This is a genomic window from Streptomyces sp. NPDC093510, assembly GCF_040683555.1.
Taxonomy (GTDB): Bacteria; Actinomycetota; Actinomycetes; order Streptomycetales; family Streptomycetaceae; genus Streptomyces.
Map to the genome: position 1 here is coordinate 1 of NZ_JBFBEE010000009.1, position 25,262 is coordinate 25,262.

Sequence of the window (25,262 nt, forward strand, 5' to 3'; positions counted from 1 at the left end):
AGGGCGCGGGGCCCGGGCGCTGGCAACCCCCACCGGGCCGCAGCCGCAAACGCGCCCGAGGGGACGTGGGGGTATGTGCGCACGGAGCACCGAGCGAACTGTGGCGTCTTTGGACTTGAGGCGTGACGCAGGGATAGCGAGTACGTACATACCCCCGCGGCCCCGCCCCACAGACGAACAGCAGGCGAGACCGGCGACCACGCACACACGCCCCACGACCCCGCCCCACAGACGAACCGCAGGCGAGACCCACGAGCACGCACACACGCCCGCGCACCCCGCACACCCCCCCCTCACGCCGCGCCCCACATCGCAGGGTGAACGCCCCACCCCGCCCCTGCGAGGTGTTACGGGCGGGTTCGGCGTAGGCGGTGGCGGAGTGCTCGTTGTGTGAGGGGGCCGAGGTCCTCGACCGCCGTGACGAGGACGGAGAGCTGCTCGAGGGAGTCGAGGGCCCGCTCCGTACCCTCCGCGTCGACCCCCTCGTACAGCTCCATGCCGACGAAGGACGCCGCCACCGCCCGCGCGAGCCCCACGGGGTCGACGAACTCGCCGAGCGGGGACGCGGAGAGGACGCGGGTCAGGACCTTCTCGATCTCCTCGATCCAGAGGGCGAGGCCCGCCGCCGTGGCGACCGCGAGCCGGGGCTGGGTCTGGGACCCGGCGAGGAGCTGGCCGAGGACGGCGACGTGGCCGGCCTCGCGTTCCTCCTCGTGCATCTCCCGCCCGAAGGCGAGCAGTTCGGAGAGGGAGTCGATCCCGGCGAGGCGTTCCCGGTAGCGGGAGACGCGCTGTTCCGTTCCGTGTCGGCAGGCCGCCGCGAGCAGGTCGTCGACGGAGCCGAAGTGGTAGAAGACGAGGGCCTGGTTGACCCCGGCCGCCGCGGCGATGCTCCGCGCGGACGTCTTGGCGATGCCCTGTTCCGTGAGCGTCCGCAGAGCACCGTCGAGGAGCTTGGCCCGGGTCTCCTGGGCCTTGGACGGGTCCTTCGCGGCGCTCACGCGCGCACCTCCTCGCGGACCGGGCGCAGCCCGGGCCTGACCCCGCATGCGCGGACGTCGGTGTACGTCGCCTCGAAGGACCCCTCGTACCCGAAGAGCGGCCCGAAGTGCCGGTTCGCGACCCGCACCCGGATGCGGAAACGTCCCGTCTCGTCGTCGAAGGACTCGCGGACCTCCGCGTCGCCGCCGATGAGGGACGGCACGCGGCAGTCCACCGGCCCTTCGCGGAAGCGGTGTTCGCCGGAGCGGATCAGGAGGGAGCCGTCGGGCTCGGCCCGGAAGTGCAGGTCGCTGGCGAGGTGCTGGTGCGTGCCGAGGTAGTCGAGCACGCGGTCGCCCCCGGGTCCGAGGACCATCTGGGCGTCGAAGCGGCGGGGGCCGCCGGGCAGGTCGAAGGTGCGCACGAAGGTCACCGTCTCACGGCCGTACGTGTCGACGTACGGCACGTTCTCGATGACGAAAGGGACGTCCGTGCCCTGGCGCGGGACGAGGATGTTGCGTGTGCCGCCGACCGCGAGGAACGGCTTCACGAAACCGCGGCCGTGCCAGATGCGGTCCATGACGCCCCGGCCGGTACAGGCCTCGCCGCTCGCGAGGCCCACGGAGAAGCGGCGCCGGAGCTGCGGGTGGAGCCGGTCGAAGTCGGCACCCATCGCGGTGCGGAAGATCGATGCGGGCTGCTTCACGAGTGCTCCTTGCGCGCGGTGAGCGGGGCGAGCGCGGCGAGGACGCGTGGGTCACGCGCGCGCCGCGGTGGGGTGCGCAGGCAGCGGCGCGCCGCCGGCGTCGTGGGCAGGGGCGGCAGCATCAGCATCAGGGCCGCTGTCGCGAGGGCCGTCATGGGGGCGAAGAGGACCGCGGCCACGACCAGGAGAACGCGGGCGGTGAAATCCGCGACCGCGTGCAGGAGGGCGCGTTCCGGGGTGATGTCCCGCTCCAGCCAGAGCCGGAGGCGGTCGAAGGACCAGGCCGTCGCCCAGCCCATGAGGGGGCGGAAGAGGACGCGGTCGGCGATCTTCCCGAAGCGGCCCCAGCGTGGGCGGTAGTCGTACCCGGTGAGGAAGCGGATGTCGCCGTCGGACGTCGGTACGTAGCGCCAGTAGCCGCTGCCCTCTTCGAGGAGGGAGAGCGGGTGCGGGGAGGCGAAGCGCAGGGCGGAGGTCCTGGTGCCGTCGGGGCGCTGCTTCTCCCCTGCGGAGATTCCGGTGCCGTCGATGGTCAGGAAGGGCAGCACGCGCGTGGCGTACCGGAAGTGCTGCGGCGCGTCTTCCTGGCGCGGAAGGTAGTCGATCTCGGTGAAGCGCAGGTCCCAGCGCTGGTGCGAGCCGGGCTCCTGGGTCCGTGCCCAGAGGTCGTCCAGATCGGCGCGTATCCGTGCCTCGATGTACAGGCTCACGGCAAACCCCCACGTCAACGTCTTTTTGAGCGACTGCTCAAACAGAAAGTACAGGTGTTTGAGCAGTCGCTCAAGTAGCGCGCGGGCGGCCGTGGGCACAGAAAAGCCCCCGCCCGAAGGGCGGGGGCTTCTCGGAGTGTTCTCGGAGGGCGGCAGCTATGCGGACAGGTGGCGCTCCACCGTCTCGACCTTGGACGTGAGGCCGTCCGTCACACCCGGGCGGATGTCCGCCTTCATGACGACGGAGACGCGCGGCGCGCGCGCCTCGACCACGGCGACGGCGCGCTTGACGACGTCCATCACTTCGTCCCACTCGCCCTCGATGGACGTGAACATGGCGTCGGTCCGGTGGGGCAGCCCGGACTCGCGGACCACGCGGACCGCGTCGGCGACGTACTCACCGACGTCCTCGCCGACCCCGAGCGGCGTCACGGAGAAGGCGACGATCATGCGTTGACGACGCCTTCCTGGCGGGCGCGGGAGGCGATCACCGCGGCCTCGGCCTCACGCTTCAGCTTGCGCTCGGCCATGAAGCCGCCGCCGGGGATGAACGAGTACGCGAAGTAGAGGGCGGCGGTTTTGAAGTCCCACTTCGTGCGGTTCCAGGCGTCGAGCCAGAAGAGCACGTACAGAATGAAGAGCACACCGTGGATCGGACCGAGCACCGGCGCGACATTGAAGCTCTCCGCGACCGTGTACTTGATGATCGTGCAGACGAGCAGCACGATCCACGAGATTCCCTCGGGCACGGAGACCAGGCGGAGGCGGCGGAGTGCGGAAGCGGTTTTGATGTCCACGGGTCACCTTCGGTGGGACGGACGGCAGGCTGGGGCGGGGGCTCGCCGGCGCCGATCTTGTGAACGGACGCACAAGCGACCCCCATTGTGACATCGGGGTCTTCTCCGGGTTCCCTCAGGGCCCTTCACCCTGTTCTGGGTGGGTACGCGGCGGCTACCGTCGATTCGTGGCTACGTTCCGGCTCCAAGGGAGCAGAGTGCTCGCCGTCGACATGACGGGCGACGCCGTCAGGGCGAAGAACGGCTCGATGGTGGCGTACGACGGCCAGATGGCCTTCAAGAAGATGACCGGCGGCGGCGAGGGCATCCGGGGCATGGTGACCCGCCGCGTCACCGGCGAGCAGATGACGGTGATGGAGGTGAAGGGGCACGGCACCTGCTGGTTCGCCGACCGTGCCACGGAGATCAATCTGGTGCGGCTGCAGGGCGAGAAGCTCCATGTGGAGGCGAGCAATCTGCTCTGCACCGACTCGGGGCTGCGCACCGGCACCAGCTTCACGGGCCTGCGCGGCGCGACCCAGGGGAACGGACTGTTCACGACGACCGTCGAGGGCACCGGCCAGGCCGCGATCGTCTCCGCCGGGCCCGCGGTGGTCCTGCGCGTCTCCCAGCAGTATCCGCTGACGGTCGACCCGGGGGCGTACATCGCTCATCAGGGGAATGTGCGGCAGAGCTTCCAGTCCGGCGTCACCTTCCGCACGTTCATGGGCGAGGGCGGCGGCGAGGCCTTCCAGATCCGCTTCGAGGGCGACGGCCTCGTCTACGTACAGCCCAGTGAGCGCGCCACGATCGCGGGGGATGTGTGACATGCCGTTCCGTGAGGTCAATTCGAAGATGGTCGAGGCCACCGTGCAGCCGGGCGCCAAGATCTTCAGTCAGCGCGGCGCCATGCTCGCCTACAAGGGAGACGTCTCCTTCACCCCCAACCTCCAGGGCGGCCAGGGCGGCCTGGCGTCCATGATCGGCCGCCGGGTCGCGGGCGAGGCCACCCCGCTGATGACCGTGGAGGGCAGCGGCACCGTTCTCTTCGGGCACGGCGGTCATCACATCCAGGTGATCGGCCTCTCCGGAGACACCCTCTTCGTGGAGGCGGACCGGCTGCTCGCCTTCGACGGCACGCTCCGGCAGGGCACGATGTTCATGGGCTCGCAGGGCGGCGTCATGGGCATGGTGCGTGGCCAGGTCAGCGGCCAGGGCCTGTTCACCACGACCCTCCAGGGGCACGGAGCGGCAGCCGTCATGGCGCACGGCGGCGTCATCGAGGTGCCGATCACCCCGCAGCGCCCCGTCCACGTGGACCCCCAGGCGTATGTGGCGCACCACGGCGACGTGCGCAACAAGCTCTCCACCGCGCTCGGCTGGCGGGACATGGTGGGCCGCGGCTCCGGAGAGGCCTTCCAGCTGGAGCTGTCGGGCACCGGCTCGGTGTTCGTCCAGGCGTCGGAGGACAAGCTGTGAATCCGCATGTGTCGACCCCCGCGGGGGCGCCCGCCGTCTTCGACCCCATGACGCTGCCGAGCGACGACAGCGTCAATCCCTACACCTTCTGCGTGGAGCTCAAGGGGAACCAGTGGTTCCTGCAGAAGGGAAAGATGATCGCCTATTACGGACGGATCGAATTCAACGGCATCGGGCACGGCCGTCTCGACCGTCTGGTCCGGACCAGTTTCCATTCGCCGCTGCACGCGAGCGACTGGGTCGTGGCGGAGGGGCAGGGCAAGATGCTCCTCGCCGACCGGGCCTTCGACGTGAATTCGTATGACTTGGAAGAGGGCAACCTGACCATTCGCTCGGGCAACCTCCTCGCTTTTCAGCCAACTCTCGCGCTGAAGCAGTCGATCGTTCCGGGCTTCCTGACCCTCATCGGCACGGGCAAGTTCGTCGCCGCCTCGAACGGCCCGGTGGTCTTCATGGAGCCGCCGGTCCGCGTCGATCCGCAGGCGCTGGTGGGCTGGGCCGACTGCCCTTCACCGTGCCATCACTACGACCACGGATACCTCACCGGTGTGATCGGAGGCGTGCGGGCACTGACCGGCATCGGCGGAACATCCGGTGAGGAGCACCAGTTCGAGTTCGTGGGCGCCGGCACGGTCCTGCTGCAGTCCACGGAGGTGCTGATGTCCGAGCAGGCGGCGGGCACAGTGCCGCATCAGGCGGGCGTGCCCGGCGGAGGGGGCACTCCGGGGCAACCGGGCCGGCAGCCGGGGGCACCGCGCCTTCCCGGACAACTGGGGGACCTCCAGCGTCGCTTCGGGCTGTGAGCGGTAGTCTGCGGAGTGTGACGGCGAACGCCTGTGCCCCTCCGAGAGGCAGGTGGTGCGAGGCGCGTCACATCCCACCATTCGTTCACCTTTCAACTTCTTAGGTAGAATCGATTCCATGGAGACCGAGACGGCCCCGCAGTGGCTGACCGACGAGGAACAGTGCGCCTGGCGTACCCACGTGGAGGTCAACAGGATGCTGACATATCAGCTCGAAAAGGACCTTCAGCCGTTCAACCTGACCATGAACGACTACGACATTCTCGTTTATCTCTCCGAATCGGAAGAGCTGCGGATGCGCATGAGTGATCTTGCCGCCGCCACCCTGCAGTCGAAGAGTCGCCTGTCCCACCAGATCACCCGCATGGAGAACGCGGGCCTGGTGCGTCGCGAGAACTGCGAGTCCGACCGGCGAGGGCTCTACACCGTCCTCACCGAGGAAGGCATGGAGACCATGCAGAAGGTGGCTCCACACCACGTCGCCTCCGTGCGGCGGCACTTCGTCGACCTCATCTCCGCCGAGGCCCTCGAAGAGCTGCGCAAAGCTCTGACCCCGATCGCGGAGCACCTGCGTTCCCAGCGCGGGAAGCCCTGATCCGCTCCGCCACGGCCGGCCGCGCGAACCCTCACTCCGCCGACGACTGAGGGCCGGGCAGCCGGAGCTCGAACAGCGCACCACCGGACGGCGCCTCCCGCACCACGAGCGTGCCGCCGTGCCGCACCGCCACGTCCCGCGCGATGGCGAGGCCCAGACCGGCCCCGCCCTCGTCGCGGGTCCGCGCGTCGTCGAGCCGTACGAACCGCTCGAAGATCCGCTCCCGTTCGCTCTCCGGCACGCCGCTCCCGTCATCGGACACCTCCAGGACCGCCCGGTCGCCCTCGCTCCGGGTGGTGACCGTGACGCGGGAACGCGCGTGCCGCTGGGCGTTGTTCAGGAGGTTGCCGAGCACCCGCGCCAACTGCCCGCGGGAGCCCGTGACTTCGACGCTCTTCAGGTCCGCGTGCACGTCGACGCGGTCCCTGGTGCGCTGCGAGAGCTCCTCACGGACGAAGGCCGCCAGATCGACCCGGCCCCCGCCCGGCTTCTCCCCCGCGTCCAAGCGGGCCAGGAGCAGCAGATCCGCGGCGAGCTCCTGAAGCCGCACGGTGTCCTCGACGGCACCGTCGACGTCCAGCAACTCCGGGTGGGCCGCGCCCACTTCGAGCTGGGTGCGGAGCGAGGCGATGGGGCTGCGCAGCTCATGCGAGGCATCCGCCACGAACCGGCGCTGGCGTTCCACCGAGGTCTCCAGGGCGGTGAGCGTCTCGTTCGTGGTGCGGGCGAGGCGGGCGATCTCGTCGTGCGTGGCCGGCTCGGGCACGCGGCGCGCGAGGTCCTCCGACGCGGTGATCGCGGACATCTCCGCGGTGATCGCCGCCACCGGGCGCAAGGCGCGCCGCGTCACCAGCCAGGTGACACCGGAGACGACCGCGAGGAGCAGCGGGAAGCCGATCAGCATGGACGTCAACGCCGTTGACACCGCGCTCTGTTCGTCGGCGAGCGAGCCGCCCGCGTAGACCGTGAAGTCGCCCCTGTCCTCCGTGCTCACCTCGACGGCGGCGAACCGGTAGTCGGCGCTCTCGCCGTCGACGGTGGCGGACCCGGAGCTGGGCTCGGTGTCCTCGTCGATCTCACCCCGATCGGGCGCCTCACCGGGCTCCGCCGCCTCGGCCCTGTCGTCCTCGTTGTCGCCCTTGTTCTCGGCGCCGGCCCCGACGGGCTCGACCGCGCCGGTCCCGGTGCCGCTGATCCGCTCCAGGTCGTCGCTGGCGGCGACCAGCCTGCCCTGCTCGTCGACGACCTGCACCGGGCTGTCCTCCTCGTCCGGCAGGTCGAGGTCCTCGAACGGGCGCCCCGCCACCAGCTGCGCGGCGACGTCGCGGGCCGCGGAGGCGGCGCGGCCGTCCGCCTGCTCGGTGAGGTTGTCCCGTAGCGCGAGCAGCACGGCGGCGCCCGCGGCGACCAGCGCGAGGGCGACGACGAGGGTCGCGCCGAGCGTGGCCCGGGCCCGCACCGATCCGAACAGCCTGCTCATCGCGGGGCCTCCAGTCGGTAACCGGCGCCGCGCACGGTCTTGATGAGGGCCGCGCCGAGCTTGCGCCGCAGCGTGCTCACGTACACCTCGACGATGTTGGGATCGCCTTCGTAGGCGAAGTCCCAGACGTGCTCCAGGATGTCGCCCTTGGAGACGACCTCGCCGGCCCGCAGGACCAGCTGCTCCAGGACGGCGAACTCCTTGGCGGTGAGGGTGACTTCGTCCTCGCCGCGGAAGACGCGGCGCGCGGCCGTGTCTACCTTGAGGTCGCCCAGGGTGTGGACCGGGGACGGGCCCGCGCCGCCGCGGCGGCGCAGCAGCGCCTTCACGCGGGCGACCAGCACGACGTACGAGAAGGGCTTGGTGAGGTAGTCGTCCGCGCCTGTGTCGAGGCCCTCCGCCTCGTCGTACTCGCCGTCCTTGGCGGTGAGCATCAGGATCGGCACCTCGTTGCCCGCCGCGCGCAGCGTCGAGCAGACGCGGTAGCCGTTCATGCCGGGCAGCATGATGTCGAGAACCACCAGGTCGTACGTGCCCTCGCTCGCCCGGTGCAGCCCGTCGATGCCGTCGTGGACGACGTCTACGGCGTAGCCCTCGGCGGTCAGGCCCTTGGCGAGCGACAGGGCCAGCCGCTTCTCGTCCTCCACGATCAACAAACGCATGCGTTCAGGGTGGCAGAGCGAAGCTGAAGAGTTCTTCAGGCGGCTTCAGCGTGGGTTCAGGATCGGTCCGCCAGATTGGTCCTCGTCGAAAGCGAACGGCAGCGGCCCACCGGCCGCGGCGAACTCGCACACCGTCTCGGAGGAACACTCATGAAGCGCAACATCGTGATCGCCACCGTCGCCGCAGCGGCCCTGATCGGAGGCGGCACCGCCACCGCCTTCGCAGTCGGCGGTGACGACGACAGCGCAGCCAACCGCTCCAGCGTCCAGCTCAAGGACAACGGCAGCACGAACGACGACCGCAAGGACGACGACCGCAGGGACGACGACGGCAAGGACGACGACCGCGACGACGCCGCGGAGAACACCGCGGAGGTGAAGGCCGCCAAGGTGAACGCCGCGGACGCCATCAAGGCCGCCCTCGCGGACACCAAGGGCACCGCGGTCTCCGCCGAGCTCGACGAGGAGGACGGCGGCCTGGTCTGGGACGTCGACATCCTGAACGGCAAGACGTGGCACAGCGTCGAGGTCGACCCGGGCACCGGCAAGGTCCTGGGCTCCTGGACCGAGAAGGACGACGACGGGGACGACGCCGCCGACGCCGCCCGGCTGAACTCCGCGCTGAAGGGTGCCTCCGTCAGCGCCGTGGACGCCGCGAAGGCCGGCGCCGACAAGGGCACCGTGACCTCCGTGGACCTGGACGACGACGGCACGGCGACCGCCTGGAACGTGGAGACGACCGGCGCCAAGGGTGCCGAGTCCGAGTACAACGTCGACCTGAAGACCGGCAAGGTCACGGCCGACCACTCGGACGACCACGACGACCAGAAGGACCACGGCGACCACGACGACCAGGACGACCACGACAACGACGGCTCCGACGACTGACGCACGGAACACCATCGCGGCCCGGACCTCAGGTCCGGGCCGTACCCGTGCGCCCTAGCTGTCCGTGAGGCCCTCGACCAGCTCGTCGGCGGCCGTGTACGGGTCCAGCTCGCCCGCCACGATGCGCTCCGCGAGCGCGGACAGCCTGAGGTCGCCGTGCAGGGACCCGATCCGCTCCCGCAGCGTCGTGACGGCGATCGTCTCGACCTCCCGCGAGGCGCGGGCGACCCGCCGCTCCGCGAGGACCCCGCGCTCCTCCATCCACGCCCGGTGCTTCTCCAGCGCCTCTACGACCTCGTCGATTCCCTCGCCGCGCGCCGCGACCGTCTTGACGATGGGCGGCCGCCAGTCCCCGGGGCCGCGGGACTCGCCGAGGCCCAGCATGTGGTTCAGTTCGCGCGCGGTCGCGTCGGCGCCGTCGCGGTCCGCCTTGTTGACGACGTACACGTCGCCGATCTCCAGGATTCCGGCCTTGGCCGCCTGGATGCCGTCGCCCATGCCGGGCGCGAGGAGCACGACCGACGTGTCCGCCTGCGAGGCGATCTCCACCTCGGACTGCCCGACGCCGACGGTCTCGACGAGGATCACGTCGCAGCCCGCCGCGTCGAGGACGCGGATGGCCTGCGGCGCGGCCCACGCGAGCCCGCCGAGGTGGCCGCGCGTGGCCATGGAGCGGATGTAGACGCCGGGGTCGGACGCGTGGTCCGACATCCGCACCCGGTCGCCGAGGAGCGCGCCGCCGGAGAAGGGGGACGACGGGTCCACGGCGAGGACGCCGACCCGCTTCCCGGCCCGCCGGTAGGCGTTGACGAGCGCGGACGTCGATGTCGACTTGCCGACACCGGGCGACCCGGTGAGGCCGACCACGTACGCGTGGCCGGCGAGCGGCGCCAGCGCCGCCATCACTTCGCGCAGCTGCGGTGACGCCCCCTCGACCAGTGAGATCAGCCGGGCCACGGCCCGCGGCCTGCCCTCGCGGGCCTGCGCCACCAGGGAGGGGACGTCCTGCATCACAGCTCCGTTCAGTACGTACGGGAAGGACCGGCGTGCGGGTCAGGCCTTGGCGACCTTCACGATCAGGGCGTCGCCCTGACCGCCGCCACCGCACAGCGCGGCCGCGCCCACGCCGCCGCCCCGCCGCTTCAGCTCCAGGGCGAGGTGGAGCACGAGACGGGCGCCCGACATGCCGATCGGGTGACCCAGCGCGATGGCTCCGCCGTTGACGTTCACCTTTTCCGAGGACACCCCGAGGTCCTTCATTGACTGCACCGCGACGGCGGCGAAGGCTTCGTTGATCTCGATCAGATCGAGGTCGGAGGCCGAGAGTCCCTCCTTCTTCAGGGCGTGCTGGATGGCGTTGGACGGCTGCGACTGGAGCGAGCTGTCGGGGCCCGCCACGTTGCCGTGCGCGCCGATCTCCGCGAGCCAGTCGAGCCCAAGCTCCTCGGCCTTGGCCTTGGACATGACGACGACAGCGGCCGCGCCGTCGGAGATCTGCGAGGCGGAGCCCGCCGTGATCGTGCCGTCCTTGGCGAAGGCGGGGCGCAGCTTGCCGAGGGACTCGACGGTGGTCTCCGGGCGGATGCCCTCGTCCTTGGCGAAGAGCACCGGGTCGCCCTTGCGCTGCGGGATCTCGACCGGGGTGATCTCGGCCTCGAACAGGCCGTTCTTCTGGGCGGCGGCGGCGCGCCGGTGGGAGAGGGCGGCGATCTCGTCCTGCTCCGGACGGCGGATGCCCAGACGGGTGTTGTGCTTCTCCGTGGACTCGCCCATCGCGACGCCGTCGAAGGAGTCGGTCAGGCCGTCGTGCGCCATGGAGTCGATCATTTCGATCGCGCCGTACTTGTGGCCTTCACGGGACTTGGGGAGCAGGTGCGGGGCGTTGGTCATGGACTCCTGGCCGCCGGCCACCACGATGTCGAACTCCCCCGCCCGGATCAGCTGGTCGGCGAGCGCGATGGCGTCGAGGCCCGAGAGACAGACCTTGTTGATGGTCAGCGCGGGGACGTTCATGGGGATGCCCGCCTTGACGGCGGCCTGGCGTGCCGGGATCTGCCCTGTCCCGGCCTGGAGCACCTGGCCCATGATCACGTACTGGACCTGGTCGCCGCCGATCCCCGCGCGGTCCAGCGCGGCCTTGATCGCGAAGCCCCCCAGGTCCGCACCCGAGAAGGACTTCAGCGAGCCGAGGAGACGGCCCATGGGCGTTCGTGCGCCCGAGACGATCACTGAGGTGGTGCCGGTCGTTCCTGCCATGTGCGACGACCCCTTGGGAGGAGAGGAGTTAACGAGGGTTTATCTGAATGTACTGAGCAGTACCCCTGCCGTCACCGGGCGGCGACTGTGATCGCGCGCACGTTGCGTAATCACTGCATCTAGCGCTGCACTTGAAGCATGCTGACGCGAATCGATCACATCGGGATCGCCTGTTTCGACCTAGACAAGACCGTCGAGTTCTACCGCGCGACGTACGGATTCGAGGTGACCCACACCGAGGTCAACGAAGAGCAGGGCGTGCGTGAGGCCATGCTGAAAATCAATGAGACCAGTGATGGGGGCGCCTCCTACCTGCAGCTTCTGGAACCGACCCGCGACGACTCCGCGGTCGGCAAGTGGCTGGCCAAGAACGGCGAGGGCGTGCACCACATCGCCTTCGGCACGGCGGACGTGGACGGCGACGCCGCGGCCATCAAGGACAAGGGCGTACGCGTCCTCTACGAAGAGCCCCGGATCGGCTCCATGGGCTCGCGGATCACGTTCCTGCATCCGAAGGACTGTCACGGCGTCCTCACGGAACTTGTCACTTCGGCGCCCTCCGACTCACCGGAGCACTGACCTCCGTATATCTGGGCCGGTAGGGTTAGCGGCGGCCGTCCGAACTTTGGGGCGGCCACGTACCGGGGTCCGGGTTTCGGGGGACGAGCGTCGGGGCAGCAGCTCATGCCCCGCTGTTGATCTGACACCATTCCCCCGGGGGCCCCGTTCGGCGGATGGACGGGGCTCGTTGGAGAGAATTGCGACCAGGAGTGGGGCCTCCCCTGCTCGAGCGCAGCCGAGAGCTCGGGGAAGGATGGGACCGCGCAGTGCGGGGCTACGAACGCCAAGAGAACTCGCGGGCTGAGACCGACAGTCTGTCGCGGTTCGAGGCCGAGATGGACCGGCTGAAGACCGAGCGGGAGAAGGCCGTCCAGCATGCCGAGGACCTCGGCTACCAGGTCGAGGTGTTGCGCGCCAAGCTGCACGAGGCGCGCCGCAACCTCGCGTCCCGGCCTGCCTACGACAGCGCGGACATCGGGTATCAGGCCGAGCAGCTGCTCCGCAATGCCCAGATCCAGGCCGAGCAGCTGCGCGCCGACGCCGAGCGCGAGCTCCGCGACGCCCGCGCGCAGACCCAGCGCATCCTCCAGGAGCACGCCGAGCAGCAGGCCCGCCTCCAGTCCGAGCTGCACGCCGAGGCCGTCTCGCGCCGCCAGCAGCTCGACCAGGAGCTGTCCGAGCGCCGCCGGACCGTCGAGTCCCACGTCAACGAGAACGTGGCCTGGGCCGAGCAGCTGAGGGCCCGCACGGAACAGCAGGCCCGCCGCCTCCTGGACGAGTCGCGCGCCGAGGCCGACCAGGCCCTGGCCGCCGCCCGCGCGGAGGCCGCCCGGATCGCCGAGGAGGCCCGTCAGCGCCTGGCCGGCGACGCCGAGGCCGCCCGCGCCGAGGCCGAGGCGATCCTGCGCCGCGCCCGCACCGACGCCGAGCGCCTCCTGAACGCCGCGTCCACGCAGGCCCAGGAGGCCACCGACCACGCCGAGCAGCTCCGCTCCACCACGGCGACCGAGTCCGAGCAGGCGCGCCGCCAGGCCGCCGAGGCGAGCCGGGCCGCCGAGCAGCGCATGACCCAGGCCGAGACGGCGCTGCGCGAGGCGCGCGCCGAGGCCGAGAAGGTCCTCGCCGAGGCCAAGGACTCCGCGGCCAAGCAGCTCGCGGCCGTCGAGGGCGCCAACGAACAGCGCACGCGCACCGCCAAGGAGCAGGTGGCCCGGCTGGTCGGAGAGGCCACCAAGGAGGCCGAGGCCACCAGGTCCGAGGCCGAGCAGCTGGTCGCCGACGCCCGCGCGGAGGCCGAGAAGCTGATCGCGGACGCCGCGGAGAAGGCGCGCACGATCACCGCCGAGGAGACCGCGGGCCAGCTCGCGAAGGCCGCGCGGACCGCCGAGGAGGTCCTGGACAAGGCCTCCAAGGACGCCAAGGAGACGACGAAGGCCGCCACCGAGGAGGCCGAGCGGATCCGCTCCGAGGCGGAGACCGAGGCGGACCGGCTGCGCGCCGAGGCGCACGACATCGCCGAGGAGCTCAAGGGCGCGGCGAAGGACGACACCAAGGAGTACCGCGCCAAGACCGTCGAGCTGCAGGAGGAGGCGCGCAGGCTGCGCGGCGAGGCCGAGCAGCTGCGGGCCGACGCGGTCTCCGAGGGCGAGCGCATCCGGGGCGAGGCGCGGCGCGAGGCGGTCCAGCAGATCGAGGAGGCGGCCAAGTCCGCCGAGGAGCTGCTCGCCAAGGCGAAGGCGGACGCCCAGCAGCTGCGGTCCGCGGCGACCGAGGAGAGCGAGCGGGTCCGCACCGAGGCCGTCGAGCGCGCGACGACCCTGCGCACGCAGGCCGAGGAGACCCTGGAGCGCACCCGCGCGGAGGCCGAGCGGCACCGCGAGGAGGCCGCCGAGCAGGCCGAGGCCACGAAGTCCGAGGCCGAGGAGGCCGCGCGGGCGCTCCGTGAGGAGACCGAGCGGGCCATAGCGGCGCGGCAGGCCGAGGCCGCCGACGAGCTGACGCGGCTGCGCACGGAGGCCGAGGAGCGCCTGTCCGCCGCCGAGCAGGCGCTGACCGACGCGCGCGCCGAGGCCGAGCGCATGCGCAAGGAGGCCACGGACGAGACGGACCGGCTGCGCACGGAGTCCGCCGAGCGCGTCCGCACGCTCCAGGCGCAGGCCGAGGCCGAGGCGGAGCGGGTGCGCGACGAGGCCGCCGCCGATGCCTCACAGGCCCGCGCGGAGGGCGAGAACATCGCCGTACGCCTGCGTTCGGAGGCCGCCGCCGAGGCCGAGCGGCTCAAGACGGAGGCGCAGGAGTCCGCCGACCGCGTCCGCGCCGAGGCCGCGGCCGCCGCCGAGCGCGTCGGCACGGAGGCCGCCGAGGCGCTCGCCGCCGCGCAGGAGGAGGCGGCCCGCCGTCGCCGCGAGGCCGAGGAGACCCTCGACTCCGCGCGTGCGGAGGCCGACCAGGAGCGTGAGCGGGCCCGCGAGCAGAGCGAGGAGCTCCTCGCGTCCGCCCGTAAGCGCGTCGAGGAGGCGCAGGCCGAGGCGATCCGTCTCGTCGAGGAGGCGGACCGCCGCGCGACCGAGATGGTGTCGGCCGCCGAACAGCACGCCCAGTCCGTACGCGACTCCGTGGCCGGCCTGCACGAGGCGGCGCAGGAGGAGGTCGCGGGTCTGCGCTCGGCCGCCGAGCACGCCGCGGAGCGCACGAGGACGGAGGCGCAGGAGGAGGCCGACCGCGTCCGCGCCGACGCCTACGCCGAGCGGGAGCGCGCCACCGAGGACGCCAACCGCACCCGGCGCGAGGCGACGGAGGCTTCGGAGGCCGCCAAGTCGCTTGCGGAGCGTACGGTTTCGGACGCCATCGCGGAGGCCGAGCGGATGCGCTCGGACGCCTCGGAGCACGCCCAGCGGGTGCGTACGGAGGCGTCGGACACCATCGCGCAGGCCGAGCAGGACGCCGCTCGCACGCGGGCCGACGCCCGCGAGGACGCCAACCGCATCCGCAACGACGCGGCAGGCCAGGCCGACACGCTGATCGGCGAGGCCCGCAGCGAGGCGGAGCTGCTGCAGAACGAGACGGTCGCGGAGGCCGAGCGGCTCAAGTCGGAGTCCACCGCGGAAGCCGAACGCGTCCGCACAGAAGCCGCCGAACAGGCCGAGCGACTGCGTGCCGAATCCACCACGGAAGCCGAGCGCGTCCGCACAGAAGCCGCCGAGCAGGCCGAGCGACTGCGTGCCGAGTCCACCGCCGAGGCGGAGCGGGTCCGTTCGGAGTCCGTGGCGAAGGCCGAGAAGCTCATCTCGGACGCTTCGGGCGACGCGGAGCGGCTGCGCGCCGAGGCGGCCGAGACGGTCAACTCCGCGCAGCAGCACGCCGAGCGGATCCGCAGCGAGTCGGAGCGCGTGAAAGCGGCGGCGGCGAGCGAGGCCGAGCGGCTCACGTCCCAGGCGCGCGAGGAGGCCGAGCGCACGCTCGACGAGGCCCGCAAGGAGGCCAACAAGCGCCGTCAGGAAGCCGCCGAGCAGGTCGACACGCTCATCACGGAGGCGGCGGCGGAGGCCGAGAAGCTGACGGCGGACGCCCAGGAGAAGGCGCTCAAGGCGACCACGGACGCCGAGGCGCAGGCCGACACGATGGTCGGCGCGGCCCGCAAGGAGGCGGAGCGCCTGGTCTCCTCGGCGAAGGTCGAGGGCAACACGCTGGTGGAGAAGGCGCGTACGGACGCGGACGAGCTGCTCGTCGGCGCCCGCCGCGACGCGACCGCCATAAGGGAGCGCTCGGAGGAGCAGCGCGACCGTCTCACCGCCGAGATCGAGGAGTTGCACGACCGCGCCCGCCGTGAGTCCGCCGAGGCGATGAAGTCCGCGGGCGAGCGCTGTGACGCGCTGGTCAAGGCCGCTGAGGAGCAGCTGGCCGAGGCCGAGGCGAAGGCGAAGGAGCTGGTCTCGGACGCCAACTCGGAGGCGGGCAAGGTCCGTATCGCCGCGGTGAAGAGGGCCGAGGCGCTCCTGAAGGAGGCCGAGACGAAGAAGGCCGAGCTGACGCGCGAGGCCGAGCGGATCAGGGCCGAGGCCGAGGCGGAGGCGACGCGGGTGGTCGAGGAGGGGAAGCAGGAGCTGGAGGTTTTGGTGCGCCGCCGCGCGGACATCAATGCGGAGATCTCCCGTGTCCAGGACGTGCTGGAGGCGTTGGAGTCTTTCGAGGCCCCGTCGAGCGGTGCGAAGTCCGGGTCGGGCAGCGGTTCCGGTGCGGGCGGCGTCAAGGCGGGAGCCGCGGCCGGATCGACACGTTCGAGTGGCAAGCAGTCGGAGGGGTAGTCAAAGGGAATCTGCCGTGCTCCGAAAGGACCTTTGGCCCTGTCCCTGGCAAGCACTCTGACGGTCAGCCACTCAAAAGGGGTGTCATTCTCCAGATCAAACAGGCATCTGCTCGATGACACGCCGCTTGGACCCCTAGGATTCCCTCTATCACCTCACCGGTCTCATTCGACAGGAACCCCATGAGCGACACTTCCCCCTACGGCTTCGAGCTTGTGCGGCGTGGGTACGACCGCGCTCAGGTGGACGAACGTATCTCCAAGCTCGTCTCCGACCGTGACAGTGCTCTTGCCCGTATCACTGCTCTGGAAAAGCGCATCGAGGAGCTGCACCTCGAGACGCAGAACGCCCAGGCCCAGGTCGCCGACGCCGAGCCGTCGTACGCCGGTCTCGGTGCCCGCGTCGAGAAGATCCTCCGCCTCGCCGAGGAGGAGGCGAAGGACCTGCGCGAGGAGGCTCGTCGCGCGGCCGAGCAGCACCGTGAGCTCGCCGAGTCCGCCGCCCAGCAGGTGCGCAACGACGCCGAGTCGTTCTCCGCCGAGCGCAAGGCCAAGGCCGAGGACGAGGGCGTCCGGATCGTCGAGAAGGCCAAGGGCGAGGCGAGCGCGCTGCGGGCCGAGGCCCAGAAGGACGCGCAGTCCAAGCGTGAGGAGGCGGACGCCCTCTTCGAGGAGACCCGCGCCAAGGCCGCCCAGGCCGCCGCGGACTTCGAGACGAACCTCGCCAAGCGCCGGGAGCAGTCCGAGCGTGACCTGGCCTCGCGTCAGGCCAAGGCGGAGAAGCGCCTCGCGGAGATCGAGCACCGTGCGGAGCAGCTGCGCCTGGAGGCGGAGAAGCTGCGGACCGACGCGGAGCGCCGTGCGCGGCAGACCGTCGAGACCGCTCAGCGCCAGGCCGAGGACATCGTGGCCGACGCGAACGCCAAGGCGGACCGGATTCGTTCGGAGTCCGAGCGCGAGCTCGCCGCTCTGACGAACCGGCGCGACAGCATCAACGCGCAGCTCACCAATGTGCGGGAGATGCTGGCGACGCTCACCGGTGCGGCGGTCGCTGCCGCGGGTACGCCCGCGGACGACGAGCCCGTCTCTCGTGGGGTGCCCGCGCAGCAGACCCGCTGAAGGCACTCTCGGAGCCGGAGCCCTCTGCCCAAGTGGCAGGGGGCTCCGAGCCGTTTTAGCGTTGCCGCATGATCGAGCTCGAGGGGCTGACCAAGCGGTACGGCGAGAAGGTGGCGGTCAACAATCTGACCTTCACCGTCCGCCCCGGCATGGTCACCGGCTTCCTCGGCCCGAACGGCGCGGGCAAGTCCACGACCATGCGCATGATGCTCGGCCTCGACAACCCCACGGCCGGGGCCGTCCGCATCGACGGCCGGCACTACTCCCGGCTGAAGGACCCCCTCAAGTACATCGGCGCCCTGCTCGACGCCAAGGCGATGCACGGCGGCCGCAGCGCGTACAACCATCTGCTCTGCCTCGCGCAGAGCAACGGCATCCCGCGCGGCCGCGTCACCGAGGTCCTCGACACCGTCGGCCTGACCGCCGTCGCGAAGAAGAAGGCCAAGGGTTTCTCGCTCGGCATGGGCCAGCGCCTGGGCATCGCGGGCGCCCTGCTCGGCGACCCCGAGATCCTGATGTTCGACGAGCCGGTCAACGGCCTCGACCCCGAGGGCATCCACTGGATCCGCACCCTGATGAAGTCCCTTGCCGGACAAGGGCGTACGGTCTTCGTCTCCTCCCACCTCATGAGCGAGATGGCGCTCACCGCCGACCACCTCGTCGTCATCGGCCAGGGCCGCCTCCTCGCCGACATGTCGATGTCCGACTTCATCCGGCAGAACTCCCGGTCGTACGTCAGACTCCGCTCCCCGCAGCGCGAACGCCTCCTCGACGTCCTGCACGAGGCGGGCATCACCGCCGTCGAGGCGGGCGACGGCGCCCTCGAAGTGGACGGGACGCCGGCGGAAGAGCTCGGTGAGCTCGCCGCGGGAAACCAGCTCGTCCTCCATGAGCTGAGCCCCCAGCAGGCATCTCTGGAGGAAGCCTTCATGCAGCTCACCGCGGAGTCGGTGGAGTACCACGCGCACGCCGGGCTCGACGGGCACGACGGTCCCGGCCAGGGCTGGCAGCCCCGGAAGGAGGCCTGAGCGATGGCCGCGGCACAGGTACTGCGATCGGAGTGGACCAAGATCCGCTCGGTCTCGTCGACCGTCTGGACGCTCGGCCTCGCCCTCGTCGTCACGGTCGCGCTCGGCACGTTGCTCAGCATCCTGTCGAAGAACGACTACGACAGCCTGGACACCAAGGACAAGCTGACCTTCGACCCGACGTACATCAGCTTCGCCGGGATGTCCCTCGGCCAGCTCGCGATGATCGTCTTCGGGGTGCTCGTCGTCGCGAACGAGTACAGCACCGGCATGATCCGCACCTCGCTCGCGGCGGTCCCGCAGCGAGCCACGTTCCTGTTCGGCAAGATCGCCGTCGCGACGCTGCTCGCCTTCGTGGTGGGCCTGGCCACCAGCTTCCTCACGTTCTTCGTGGGCCAGGCGATGCTCGGCCCGTACAGGGCGCAGATCGGTGACCCCGGTGTGCTGCGGGCCGTCATCGGCGGCGCGCTCTACATGACGCTCATCGCGGTGTTCTCGATGGGCGTCGCGGCGATGCTGCGCAGCCCGATGCTCTCCCTCGGCATCCTGATGCCGTTCTTCTTCCTGATCTCCAGCATCCTCGGCAACGTATCGGCGACGAAGAAGATCGGCCGCTTCCTGCCCGACCAGGCCGGCAGCAAGATCATGCAGGTCAAGTCGCCGTTCGACGACGACACCCCGTACGGGCCGTGGGGCGGCCTCGCGATCATGGTGGCGTGGGTGGTGCTCGCGCTGCTCGGCGGGTACGTACTGCTGAAGAAGCGGGACGCGTGACGCCGGCGCCCCGAGTGACGTACGACGGCGGTGCCACGGGGGGACGCGTGACGACGCAGGACCGCGGACTCGCGGCGCTCGGCCTCGACGGCGTGCCCGCACTGCAGCCCCTCACCTACCCGGGCCTGCCGGCCACCGTCCCCTCCCTGCTGACCGGCGCCGAGCTGCTGGAGCTGCGCCCGCGTCCCGGCGGGCTCGGCGCGTGGACCGTCGACGGCGCCGGTCACGGGCCGCGCCGCTCACTGGACGACGTCCTCGCCGCCCTCGGCCAGGCACCCGTCGCCGCCCGCCTCCCCGTGCTCGCCGTCGGCTCCAACGCCTCCCCCGGCCAGCTCTCCCACAAGCTCACCCGGCGCGGCGTTCCCGGGACCGTGCCGATGGTGCCCGTGCGGCTGCGCGGCCTCGGCGTGGGCTGCTCCGCGCACATCGGCCGGGCCGGGTACGTGGCGGCCGCCCCCTTCGCGGCCCCCTCCGCGCGGACCACGCTCGTCGTGTCCTGGCTGGACGCGGCGCAACTGCCCGCGGTCGACGCCACCGAACTCCTCAACTACCGGCGGGTCCCGCTGCCCGGCGACGCGTACGGAATGACCCTGCCGTCCGGCGAGCCGCTCGACGGCGCGTACGTCTACGTCAGCGCGCGCGGCATCCTCGCCGACCCGGTCACCGGACTGCCGCGGCCCGGCGGCGGTGACCAGGCCGCGCTGCTCGACGCGCTCCTCGACGCGTCGCCTCTCCTGCGCGAGCTGCTCGGGCCCGACGCGGCGACCTGGGTGCGGCGGGCGGCCGCCGACCCCGAGCTGCGCGCCCGGGGCACCCGCCTCTTCACCGACGAGGGCTGGGTGCTGCCGTGGACGGAGCTACCGCACCCGTCCCGCTGAGCCCGGCGCTTTTACCCTCTCTTGGCTGGAACCGTCAGCCCCCCGTTATCCTCCTAACCCTTACGGGGGCGTGTGCCCCGACGTCCTGAACCATTCGATGGGTGCGGAGAATGATCGAGGCAGTCGGCCTGACGAAGCGCTACGGCGCCAAGACAGCCGTGTACAACCTTTCCTTCCAGGTGCGGCCCGGAACCGTCACCGGCTTCCTCGGGCCCAACGGCTCCGGCAAGTCGACGACGATGCGCATGATCCTCGGGCTCGACGCGCCCACCACCGGGCAGGTGACGATCGGCGGCTATCCGTACCGCAAGCTCCCGAACGCCCCGCGCCAGGTCGGTGCGCTGCTCGACGCCAAGGCCGTGCACGGCGGCCGGCACGCACGCAACCACCTCCTCTGCCTCGCGCAGCTCTCCGGCATCCCGGCCCGCCGGGTCGACGAGGTGCTCGGCGTCGTCGGCCTCCAGGACGTGGCGAGGAAGCGCTCCAAGGGCTTCTCGCTCGGCATGGGCCAGCGGCTCGGCATCGCGGCGGCGCTCCTCGGCGACCCGCAGGTGCTGCTCTTCGACGAGCCGGTCAACGGCCTCGACCCGGAGGGCATCCTCTGGGTGCGCAACCTGATGAAGTCGCTCGCCGCCGAGGGACGCACGGTCTTCGTGTCGTCCCACCTGATGAGCGAGATGGCGCTCACCGCCGAGCACCTGATCGTCATCGGCCGCGGCCAGCTGCTCGCCGACATGAGCGTCAAGGACTTCATCTCGCACAACTCCGCGGACTTCGCGCGGGTGCGTACGCCGGACAGCGAGCCCCAGCACCGCGAGAAGCTGACGTCCCTGCTGACCGAGGCGGGCGGCCAGGTGCTGCCCGAGCAGGACGGCGCGCTGCGCGTCACCGGTCTGCCGCTCCCCCGCATCAGCGACCTCGCGCACGGCGCGGACGTCCGCCTGTGGGAGCTCTCCCCGCACCAGGCCTCGCTGGAGGAGGCGTACATGCGGATGACGCAGGGCGCCGTCGACTACCGCTCCACGGTCGACCAGCGCGCGGGTCTCCAACAGGAGATGCCGCCCGGCGCCATGCCCCCCGGCGCGCTGCCGCAGGGACAGCCGCCGGTGCCCGGTCAGGGCCAGCCCGGCTGGTACGCCCCGCCGCCGCCCCAGCAGGGCGGCGGTCAGCCCTTCGCGATGCCGCAGCCGCAGGACGGGCAGAACCCCTACGCCACGGCGCCGCAGCAGGCCCCGGCCGCGGCTCCCGCCCCCGACATGACCAAGCGCGCCACCGCCACCGACAACGAGGACGCCGCACGATGACCACGCCTCCGACTCCGCAGCAGCAGCCGCAGGCGCAGCAGCCCCAGCAGATGTACGCGCCTGCCGGTGCCCCGGCGCCGCAGGGTGCCCCCATGGCCCCGCCGCCGGCCGCCCCCGCGCCACCCTCCGCCTGGCAGCAGGCGATGGCCAACGCCTACACGTCGCCGATCCCGGTCAAGAAGACCCACCTCGGCAACGCCCTGGCCTCCGAGTGGACGAAGATCAAGTCGGTCCGCTCGACGATGTGGACGCTGGGCATCTTCCTGCTCCTGGTCATCGGCATCGGCCTGCTCGCCGTGGCGAACACGAACCAGGCCGACTACGCGGACATGCCGTTCACCGTCCCGGCCTTCTTCGGCCTGATGCTCGGCCAGATCTGCCTGATCACGCTCGGCGTGCTCGTCACCTCGTCCGAGTACGGCACGGGCATGATCCGTACGACGTTCACCGCGTCGCCGCAGCGCCACCGCGTCCTCACCGCGAAGATCCTGATCTTCTTCGTGGTCGCCTTCGTGGTGTCCGCGGGCTCCATCCTCCTGGTGGGCCTCGCGGCCTCCGCCGCCCACAGCGGCCCCGAGGCGGGCGACCTGCCCTGGGCGGGCACGGTCTTCAAGGGCGGCCTCTACGTCTCGCTGCTCGGTGTGCTCGCGCTCGCCGTCGGCTCGATGCTGCGGCACTCCGCGGGCGCCATCACCGCCATGCTCGGCGTGGTCCTGGTCCCCGCGATCCTGCCCGCGTTCCTGATGATCTGGGAGAGCACGCAGCCGCTCGGCGACAAGATGAACGACTACAACGCCATCACCGCCCTCGCCAAGATCTTCGGGGCGGACAGCGTGGACACCAGCGGCGGCTCGCAGCTGATGCTGCTCGTCGTCGTCACGGTGGCCGCCGTCGCCGGCGCGTTCGCGCTCCTGGAGAAGCGCGACGTATAGCCGTACGAACCGGCTCCACGAGGCGCTAGTACCTCGGCGCGTTACGGGACCGCTGCACCCGCGTGGTGCGGCGGTCCTTCGCGTTCCAGCACGCCTTGTGCCAGTGCCTGCGCTCGTCCACGCCGGAATGTTCGGGCCAGGCCACCACGTGCGCGAGGCCGGAGGGGATCTCCTGGTCGCAGCCCGGGCAGCGGTACCGCTTGCCCGCGGCGCTCGCGCCCGCGACATGGCGCACGCTCCACTCCTCGCCCCGCCAGCTCTCGGTGGACTGGAAGCCGCCGTAGCGGCCCGGCGGTTCCGCGCCCGCGGACGCCTTCGGCTCTCCGGCGCCCTTGGGGCGGTTGCGACGCGGGGACACGGAAACACCTCACGGGCTGTACGGCGGTCAGGGGGGTGACCAGCCTACGCGCAGCGCCGAGGGGTACCCGGCCCGCACGTACGGGCGACAACCCGTCCCCTGCACGGAATATCCAACAATCTTCATGCCAGGCCGTGCCTTTGGCACGTGTCACGCGTTGTTGCCCGTAGGGGGAGTGCCTGCGTCGGCGCCAAGGAGGCAGGAGTTCGATGCGTGTAGGTAGTTTTGTTCTGGCCGCCCAGTTCCCCGGACAGGGGCAGGGGGAGGCACTGCACCGAGCGGTGCGGTCCGCCGAGGTGGCCGAGGAGGCGGGGCTCGATTCGGTCTGGCTCGCCGAGCACCACTTCGTGCCGTACGGCACATGCCCGTCGGCGGTGACCCTCGCGGCCCTGCTGCTCGGGCGGACGCGGCGTATCCGCGTCGGCACGGCCGTGAGCGTACTCCCGACGGCGCACCCCGTGGCGCTCGGCGAGCAGGCGGCCCTGCTCCACATGACGTCCGGCGGCCGGTTCTCGCTCGGTGTCGGGCGCGGCGGCCCGTGGGTGGACCTGGAAGTCTTCGGAGCCGGTCTGGAGGCGTACGAGAAGGGGTTCCCGGAATCCCTCGACCTGCTGCTCCGCTGGCTGCGCGAGCCCCGCGTCGAGGGCAACGGCGACCGGTTCGCCTTCCGCGAGGTGGCCGTCGTGCCCCGTCCGCAGGAGGCACTGCCCGGCCAGGGCGACACCGCGGGTCCCGAAGTGGTCGTCGCCTGCACCTCGCCGTCCAGCGTCCGGCTCGCGGCACAGCGCTGCCTGCCGATGCTGCTCGGCATGCACGTGGGCGACGACGAGAAGGCCGAAATGGTGGCCTTGTGGGACCGGCACGCGCGTGCCGCCGGGCACGACCCCGAGAAAGTCGCCGCGGCCTCGCACGTGTCCGCCGGTGTCGCGCAGATCGCGGACCGGCGCCTGGAGGCGGCCGAGACTTTACAGAAGACGATGCCCGGCTGGCTGAAGCAGGGCCTGGACGCCCATGTGACCGTGGACGGCAGGCACCGTGCCATGAGGGACCCCGGGGCCTACACCGAACTGCTCTGCGGGTTGCATCCCGTGGGCACTCCGCAGGTGTGCGCCGACCGGATCGCCGCCACATCGGAGCGCACAGGCATCACGCGCTTCGCGCTGCTCGTCGAGGGCTCGGGCGACCTGGCGGCCACGGAGGAGAACGTACGGAGGCTGGGCGCCGAAGTGCTGCCCCAGCTCGGCTGAGATCCGCCGCCCGCCTGTGGAGCTGCCGCTCCGGACTGAACACCTCCCGCGTACGGAGCGGCAGCAACCGACTTCAGCAGTCCCGCAGTTCAGGCGACTGGTTGAGCAGCTGCCCGCGGATCGAAGTGAAACGGGCGAGCCTGTCGTCCACCGACGGATCCAGCGGGAAAACCGCTACACGGTGGCAGTTCTGGAATGCGAGCCGCACTCCGAAGTGCCGCTGCAGGGCGCCGCGAATCGCGTCGCTCGCGAGCGCGCGCAGCAGCTGGCCACGTGCCTGCTCGTCCGGCGGCGGAGTCTGGTTGTCGGCGAACTCGCCGCCGTCAACCTTCAGCTGGGCCACCAGGGAGCTGATCATCTCCCATGCGTAAGGCAGGGAGGTCCGGACGCAGTCGACGAATTCTGCTTCGTCGACCTCGCCTCGCTCGGCCTGTTCCAACAGTGCCGGTGAGACGTCGAGCGACATGGGTTCTCCTCTCGCACCCCCGGGGAGCGGGGGCCTACGGACAGGGATGGAGTCCGCCTACGCAGCGTGCACGGATGACGACCTCTTGCTTCTACGGTAGGCACCGCACGGGGCCCGCACCAGAAGATTGGGCGCATAACCGGCCAGGATCGAACAGGTTCATCGCCGGACAAGTCGCGCCCGGCACGGATCGCCACCGGCGAGGCGGCGGGAGAAGGACGGGCGAATCGCGTACACCGCCCCGAGTCGAGTAGCGTTGCGCCCCATGCGTCTCGTCATTGCCCGATGCTCCGTGGACTACGCGGGCCGGCTCACCGCCCATCTCCCGTCGGCGCCCCGCCTGATCCTTGTGAAGGCGGACGGCAGCGTCTCCATCCACGCGGACGACAGGGCCTACAAACCGCTCAACTGGATGTCTCCGCCCTGCACCTTGAAGGAGGGGACCGGGGACGACGCCGGTGTGTGGACCGTCGTGAACAAGGCGGGCGAGAAGCTCATCATCACGATGGAGGAAGTCCTGCACGACTCCTCGCACGAGCTGGGCGTGGATCCGGGCCTCATCAAGGACGGCGTGGAAGCGCACCTTCAGGAGCTGCTCGCGGACCGGATCGAGACACTCGGCGAGGGATACTCACTCATTCGTCGCGAGTACATGACGGCGATCGGCCCGGTGGACATCCTCTGCCGCGACGCCGACGGGCAGACCGTCGCCGTCGAGATCAAGCGGCGCGGCGAGATCGACGGCGTGGAGCAACTCACCCGCTATCTGGAGCTGTTGAACCGCGACCCGCACCTGGCGCCCGTCAAGGGCATCTTCGCCGCCCAGGAGATCAAGCCGCAGGCCCGTGTCCTCGCCACGGACCGCGGCATCGGCTGCACCGTCCTGGACTACAACGCGCTGCGGGGCATCGAGGACGACAAGCTGCGGCTGTTCTGACCGTACGCATATGGGGAAG

The 25,262-nt window shown here is 71.0% G+C and carries 26 protein-coding genes; 15 read left to right on the plus strand and 11 right to left on the minus strand.

The window, feature by feature from the left end; translation table 11 throughout:
- Positions 1-347 precede the first annotated feature (347 nt).
- The 5 genes from AB0N81_RS15820 to AB0N81_RS15840 all read right to left on the minus strand — a co-directional run bounded on the left by AB0N81_RS15820 (position 348) and on the right by AB0N81_RS15840 (position 3,194).
- Complete coding sequence (locus AB0N81_RS15820) at positions 348-1,001, minus strand: TetR/AcrR family transcriptional regulator (protein ID WP_365358451.1); 654 nt, start codon at positions 999-1,001, stop codon at positions 348-350.
- On the minus strand, positions 998-1,654 hold the full coding sequence (locus AB0N81_RS15825) for a DUF4166 domain-containing protein (RefSeq protein ID WP_365358963.1): 657 nt from the start codon (positions 1,652-1,654) through the stop codon (positions 998-1,000). Before AB0N81_RS15825 ends, AB0N81_RS15820 begins: the two co-directional genes overlap by 4 nt.
- A gap of 29 nt (positions 1,655-1,683) precedes the next feature.
- Positions 1,684-2,397, minus strand: a complete 714-nt coding sequence (locus tag AB0N81_RS15830) for a hypothetical protein (protein ID WP_365358453.1) — start codon at positions 2,395-2,397, stop codon at positions 1,684-1,686.
- Between the two features lie 156 nt (positions 2,398-2,553).
- Complete coding sequence (locus AB0N81_RS15835; RefSeq protein WP_359331887.1) at positions 2,554-2,847, minus strand: MTH1187 family thiamine-binding protein; 294 nt, start codon at positions 2,845-2,847, stop codon at positions 2,554-2,556.
- Positions 2,844-3,194, minus strand: a complete 351-nt coding sequence (locus AB0N81_RS15840) for a DUF3817 domain-containing protein (protein WP_365358455.1) — start codon at positions 3,192-3,194, stop codon at positions 2,844-2,846. The genes AB0N81_RS15835 and AB0N81_RS15840 overlap by 4 nt, the downstream gene beginning before the upstream one ends.
- 167 nt (positions 3,195-3,361) lie before the next feature.
- On the opposite strand from AB0N81_RS15840, the gene AB0N81_RS15845 reads away from it, so the two are divergent.
- The 4 genes from AB0N81_RS15845 (at position 3,362) to AB0N81_RS15860 (ending at position 6,050) form a co-directional block, all read left to right on the plus strand.
- Positions 3,362-4,000 carry an AIM24 family protein gene (locus AB0N81_RS15845; RefSeq protein WP_365358457.1) on the plus strand — a complete coding sequence of 213 codons (639 nt, stop codon included), beginning with the start codon at positions 3,362-3,364 and terminating at the stop codon, positions 3,998-4,000.
- Between the two features lies 1 nt (position 4,001).
- Positions 4,002-4,652 (plus strand): AIM24 family protein, encoded by a 651-nt coding sequence (locus AB0N81_RS15850; RefSeq protein WP_365358459.1) that lies wholly within the window; start codon positions 4,002-4,004, stop codon positions 4,650-4,652.
- A gap of 47 nt (positions 4,653-4,699) precedes the next feature.
- Positions 4,700-5,455, plus strand: coding sequence for an AIM24 family protein (locus tag AB0N81_RS15855; RefSeq protein WP_365358461.1), 756 nt, complete (start codon positions 4,700-4,702; stop codon positions 5,453-5,455).
- 118 nt (positions 5,456-5,573) lie between these two features.
- Positions 5,574-6,050: a MarR family transcriptional regulator gene (locus AB0N81_RS15860; protein ID WP_361722552.1), complete on the plus strand. Its 477-nt coding sequence runs from the start codon at positions 5,574-5,576 to the stop codon at positions 6,048-6,050.
- 31 nt (positions 6,051-6,081) lie between these two features.
- On the opposite strand, the gene AB0N81_RS15865 is transcribed toward AB0N81_RS15860, so the two are convergent.
- Together AB0N81_RS15865 and AB0N81_RS15870 are read right to left on the minus strand one after the other, a co-directional pair.
- Positions 6,082-7,530, minus strand: coding sequence for a HAMP domain-containing sensor histidine kinase (locus AB0N81_RS15865; protein ID WP_365358463.1), 1,449 nt, complete (start codon positions 7,528-7,530; stop codon positions 6,082-6,084).
- Entirely contained in the window at positions 7,527-8,192 is a 666-nt protein-coding gene (locus AB0N81_RS15870) for a response regulator transcription factor (protein WP_365358465.1), read from the minus strand. The genes AB0N81_RS15865 and AB0N81_RS15870 overlap by 4 nt, the downstream gene beginning before the upstream one ends.
- 150 nt (positions 8,193-8,342) lie before the next feature.
- On the opposite strand from AB0N81_RS15870, the gene AB0N81_RS15875 reads away from it, so the two are divergent.
- Entirely contained in the window at positions 8,343-9,080 is a 738-nt protein-coding gene (locus AB0N81_RS15875) for a PepSY domain-containing protein (RefSeq protein WP_365358467.1), read from the plus strand.
- A 54-nt stretch (positions 9,081-9,134) separates the two neighbouring features.
- Here the strand turns inward: AB0N81_RS15875 and meaB are convergent, their stop codons facing one another.
- Positions 9,135-10,091, minus strand: a complete 957-nt coding sequence (gene meaB / locus AB0N81_RS15880) for a methylmalonyl Co-A mutase-associated GTPase MeaB (RefSeq protein ID WP_365358469.1) — start codon at positions 10,089-10,091, stop codon at positions 9,135-9,137.
- Between the two features lie 42 nt (positions 10,092-10,133).
- Positions 10,134-11,336 carry an acetyl-CoA C-acetyltransferase gene (locus AB0N81_RS15885; RefSeq protein WP_365358471.1) on the minus strand — a complete coding sequence of 401 codons (1,203 nt, stop codon included), beginning with the start codon at positions 11,334-11,336 and terminating at the stop codon, positions 10,134-10,136.
- Positions 11,337-11,474: 138 nt separating this feature from the next.
- On the opposite strand from AB0N81_RS15885, the gene mce reads away from it, so the two are divergent.
- The 8 genes from mce to AB0N81_RS15925 all read left to right on the plus strand — a co-directional run bounded on the left by mce (position 11,475) and on the right by AB0N81_RS15925 (position 22,235).
- Positions 11,475-11,915, plus strand: coding sequence for a methylmalonyl-CoA epimerase (mce, locus tag AB0N81_RS15890; protein WP_365358473.1), 441 nt, complete (start codon positions 11,475-11,477; stop codon positions 11,913-11,915).
- 248 nt (positions 11,916-12,163) lie between these two features.
- Positions 12,164-16,201 (plus strand): polarized growth protein Scy, encoded by a 4,038-nt coding sequence (gene scy, locus AB0N81_RS15895; protein WP_365358475.1) that lies wholly within the window; start codon positions 12,164-12,166, stop codon positions 16,199-16,201.
- A 182-nt stretch (positions 16,202-16,383) separates the two neighbouring features.
- Positions 16,384-17,319: a cellulose-binding protein gene (locus tag AB0N81_RS15900; protein ID WP_365358477.1), complete on the plus strand. Its 936-nt coding sequence runs from the start codon at positions 16,384-16,386 to the stop codon at positions 17,317-17,319.
- Positions 17,320-17,387: 68 nt separating this feature from the next.
- Positions 17,388-18,347, plus strand: coding sequence for an ATP-binding cassette domain-containing protein (locus AB0N81_RS15905; protein WP_365358479.1), 960 nt, complete (start codon positions 17,388-17,390; stop codon positions 18,345-18,347).
- A 3-nt stretch (positions 18,348-18,350) separates the two neighbouring features.
- Positions 18,351-19,121: an ABC transporter permease gene (locus AB0N81_RS15910; protein WP_365358481.1), complete on the plus strand. Its 771-nt coding sequence runs from the start codon at positions 18,351-18,353 to the stop codon at positions 19,119-19,121.
- Between the two features lie 47 nt (positions 19,122-19,168).
- On the plus strand, positions 19,169-19,999 hold the full coding sequence (locus AB0N81_RS15915; RefSeq protein WP_365358483.1) for a hypothetical protein: 831 nt from the start codon (positions 19,169-19,171) through the stop codon (positions 19,997-19,999).
- Between the two features lie 110 nt (positions 20,000-20,109).
- Positions 20,110-21,303, plus strand: a complete 1,194-nt coding sequence (locus AB0N81_RS15920; RefSeq protein ID WP_365358485.1) for an ABC transporter ATP-binding protein — start codon at positions 20,110-20,112, stop codon at positions 21,301-21,303.
- 143 nt (positions 21,304-21,446) lie between these two features.
- Positions 21,447-22,235: an ABC transporter permease gene (locus AB0N81_RS15925; RefSeq protein WP_365358965.1), complete on the plus strand. Its 789-nt coding sequence runs from the start codon at positions 21,447-21,449 to the stop codon at positions 22,233-22,235.
- Between the two features lie 25 nt (positions 22,236-22,260).
- Here the strand turns inward: AB0N81_RS15925 and AB0N81_RS15930 are convergent, their stop codons facing one another.
- Complete coding sequence (locus AB0N81_RS15930; RefSeq protein WP_365358487.1) at positions 22,261-22,593, minus strand: ATP/GTP-binding protein; 333 nt, start codon at positions 22,591-22,593, stop codon at positions 22,261-22,263.
- Between the two features lie 209 nt (positions 22,594-22,802).
- On the opposite strand from AB0N81_RS15930, the gene AB0N81_RS15935 reads away from it, so the two are divergent.
- On the plus strand, positions 22,803-23,840 hold the full coding sequence (locus AB0N81_RS15935; RefSeq protein WP_365358489.1) for an LLM class flavin-dependent oxidoreductase: 1,038 nt from the start codon (positions 22,803-22,805) through the stop codon (positions 23,838-23,840).
- 73 nt (positions 23,841-23,913) lie between these two features.
- Here the strand turns inward: AB0N81_RS15935 and AB0N81_RS15940 are convergent, their stop codons facing one another.
- The gene (locus AB0N81_RS15940) at positions 23,914-24,306 is read right to left on the minus strand and encodes an SCO5389 family protein (protein ID WP_355802756.1); all 393 of its coding nucleotides are present in this window, start codon (positions 24,304-24,306) and stop codon (positions 23,914-23,916) included.
- A gap of 265 nt (positions 24,307-24,571) precedes the next feature.
- Between AB0N81_RS15940 and nucS the strand changes: the two genes are divergently transcribed.
- On the plus strand, positions 24,572-25,243 hold the full coding sequence (gene nucS / locus AB0N81_RS15945) for an endonuclease NucS (protein ID WP_365358491.1): 672 nt from the start codon (positions 24,572-24,574) through the stop codon (positions 25,241-25,243).
- Positions 25,244-25,262 lie beyond the last annotated feature (19 nt).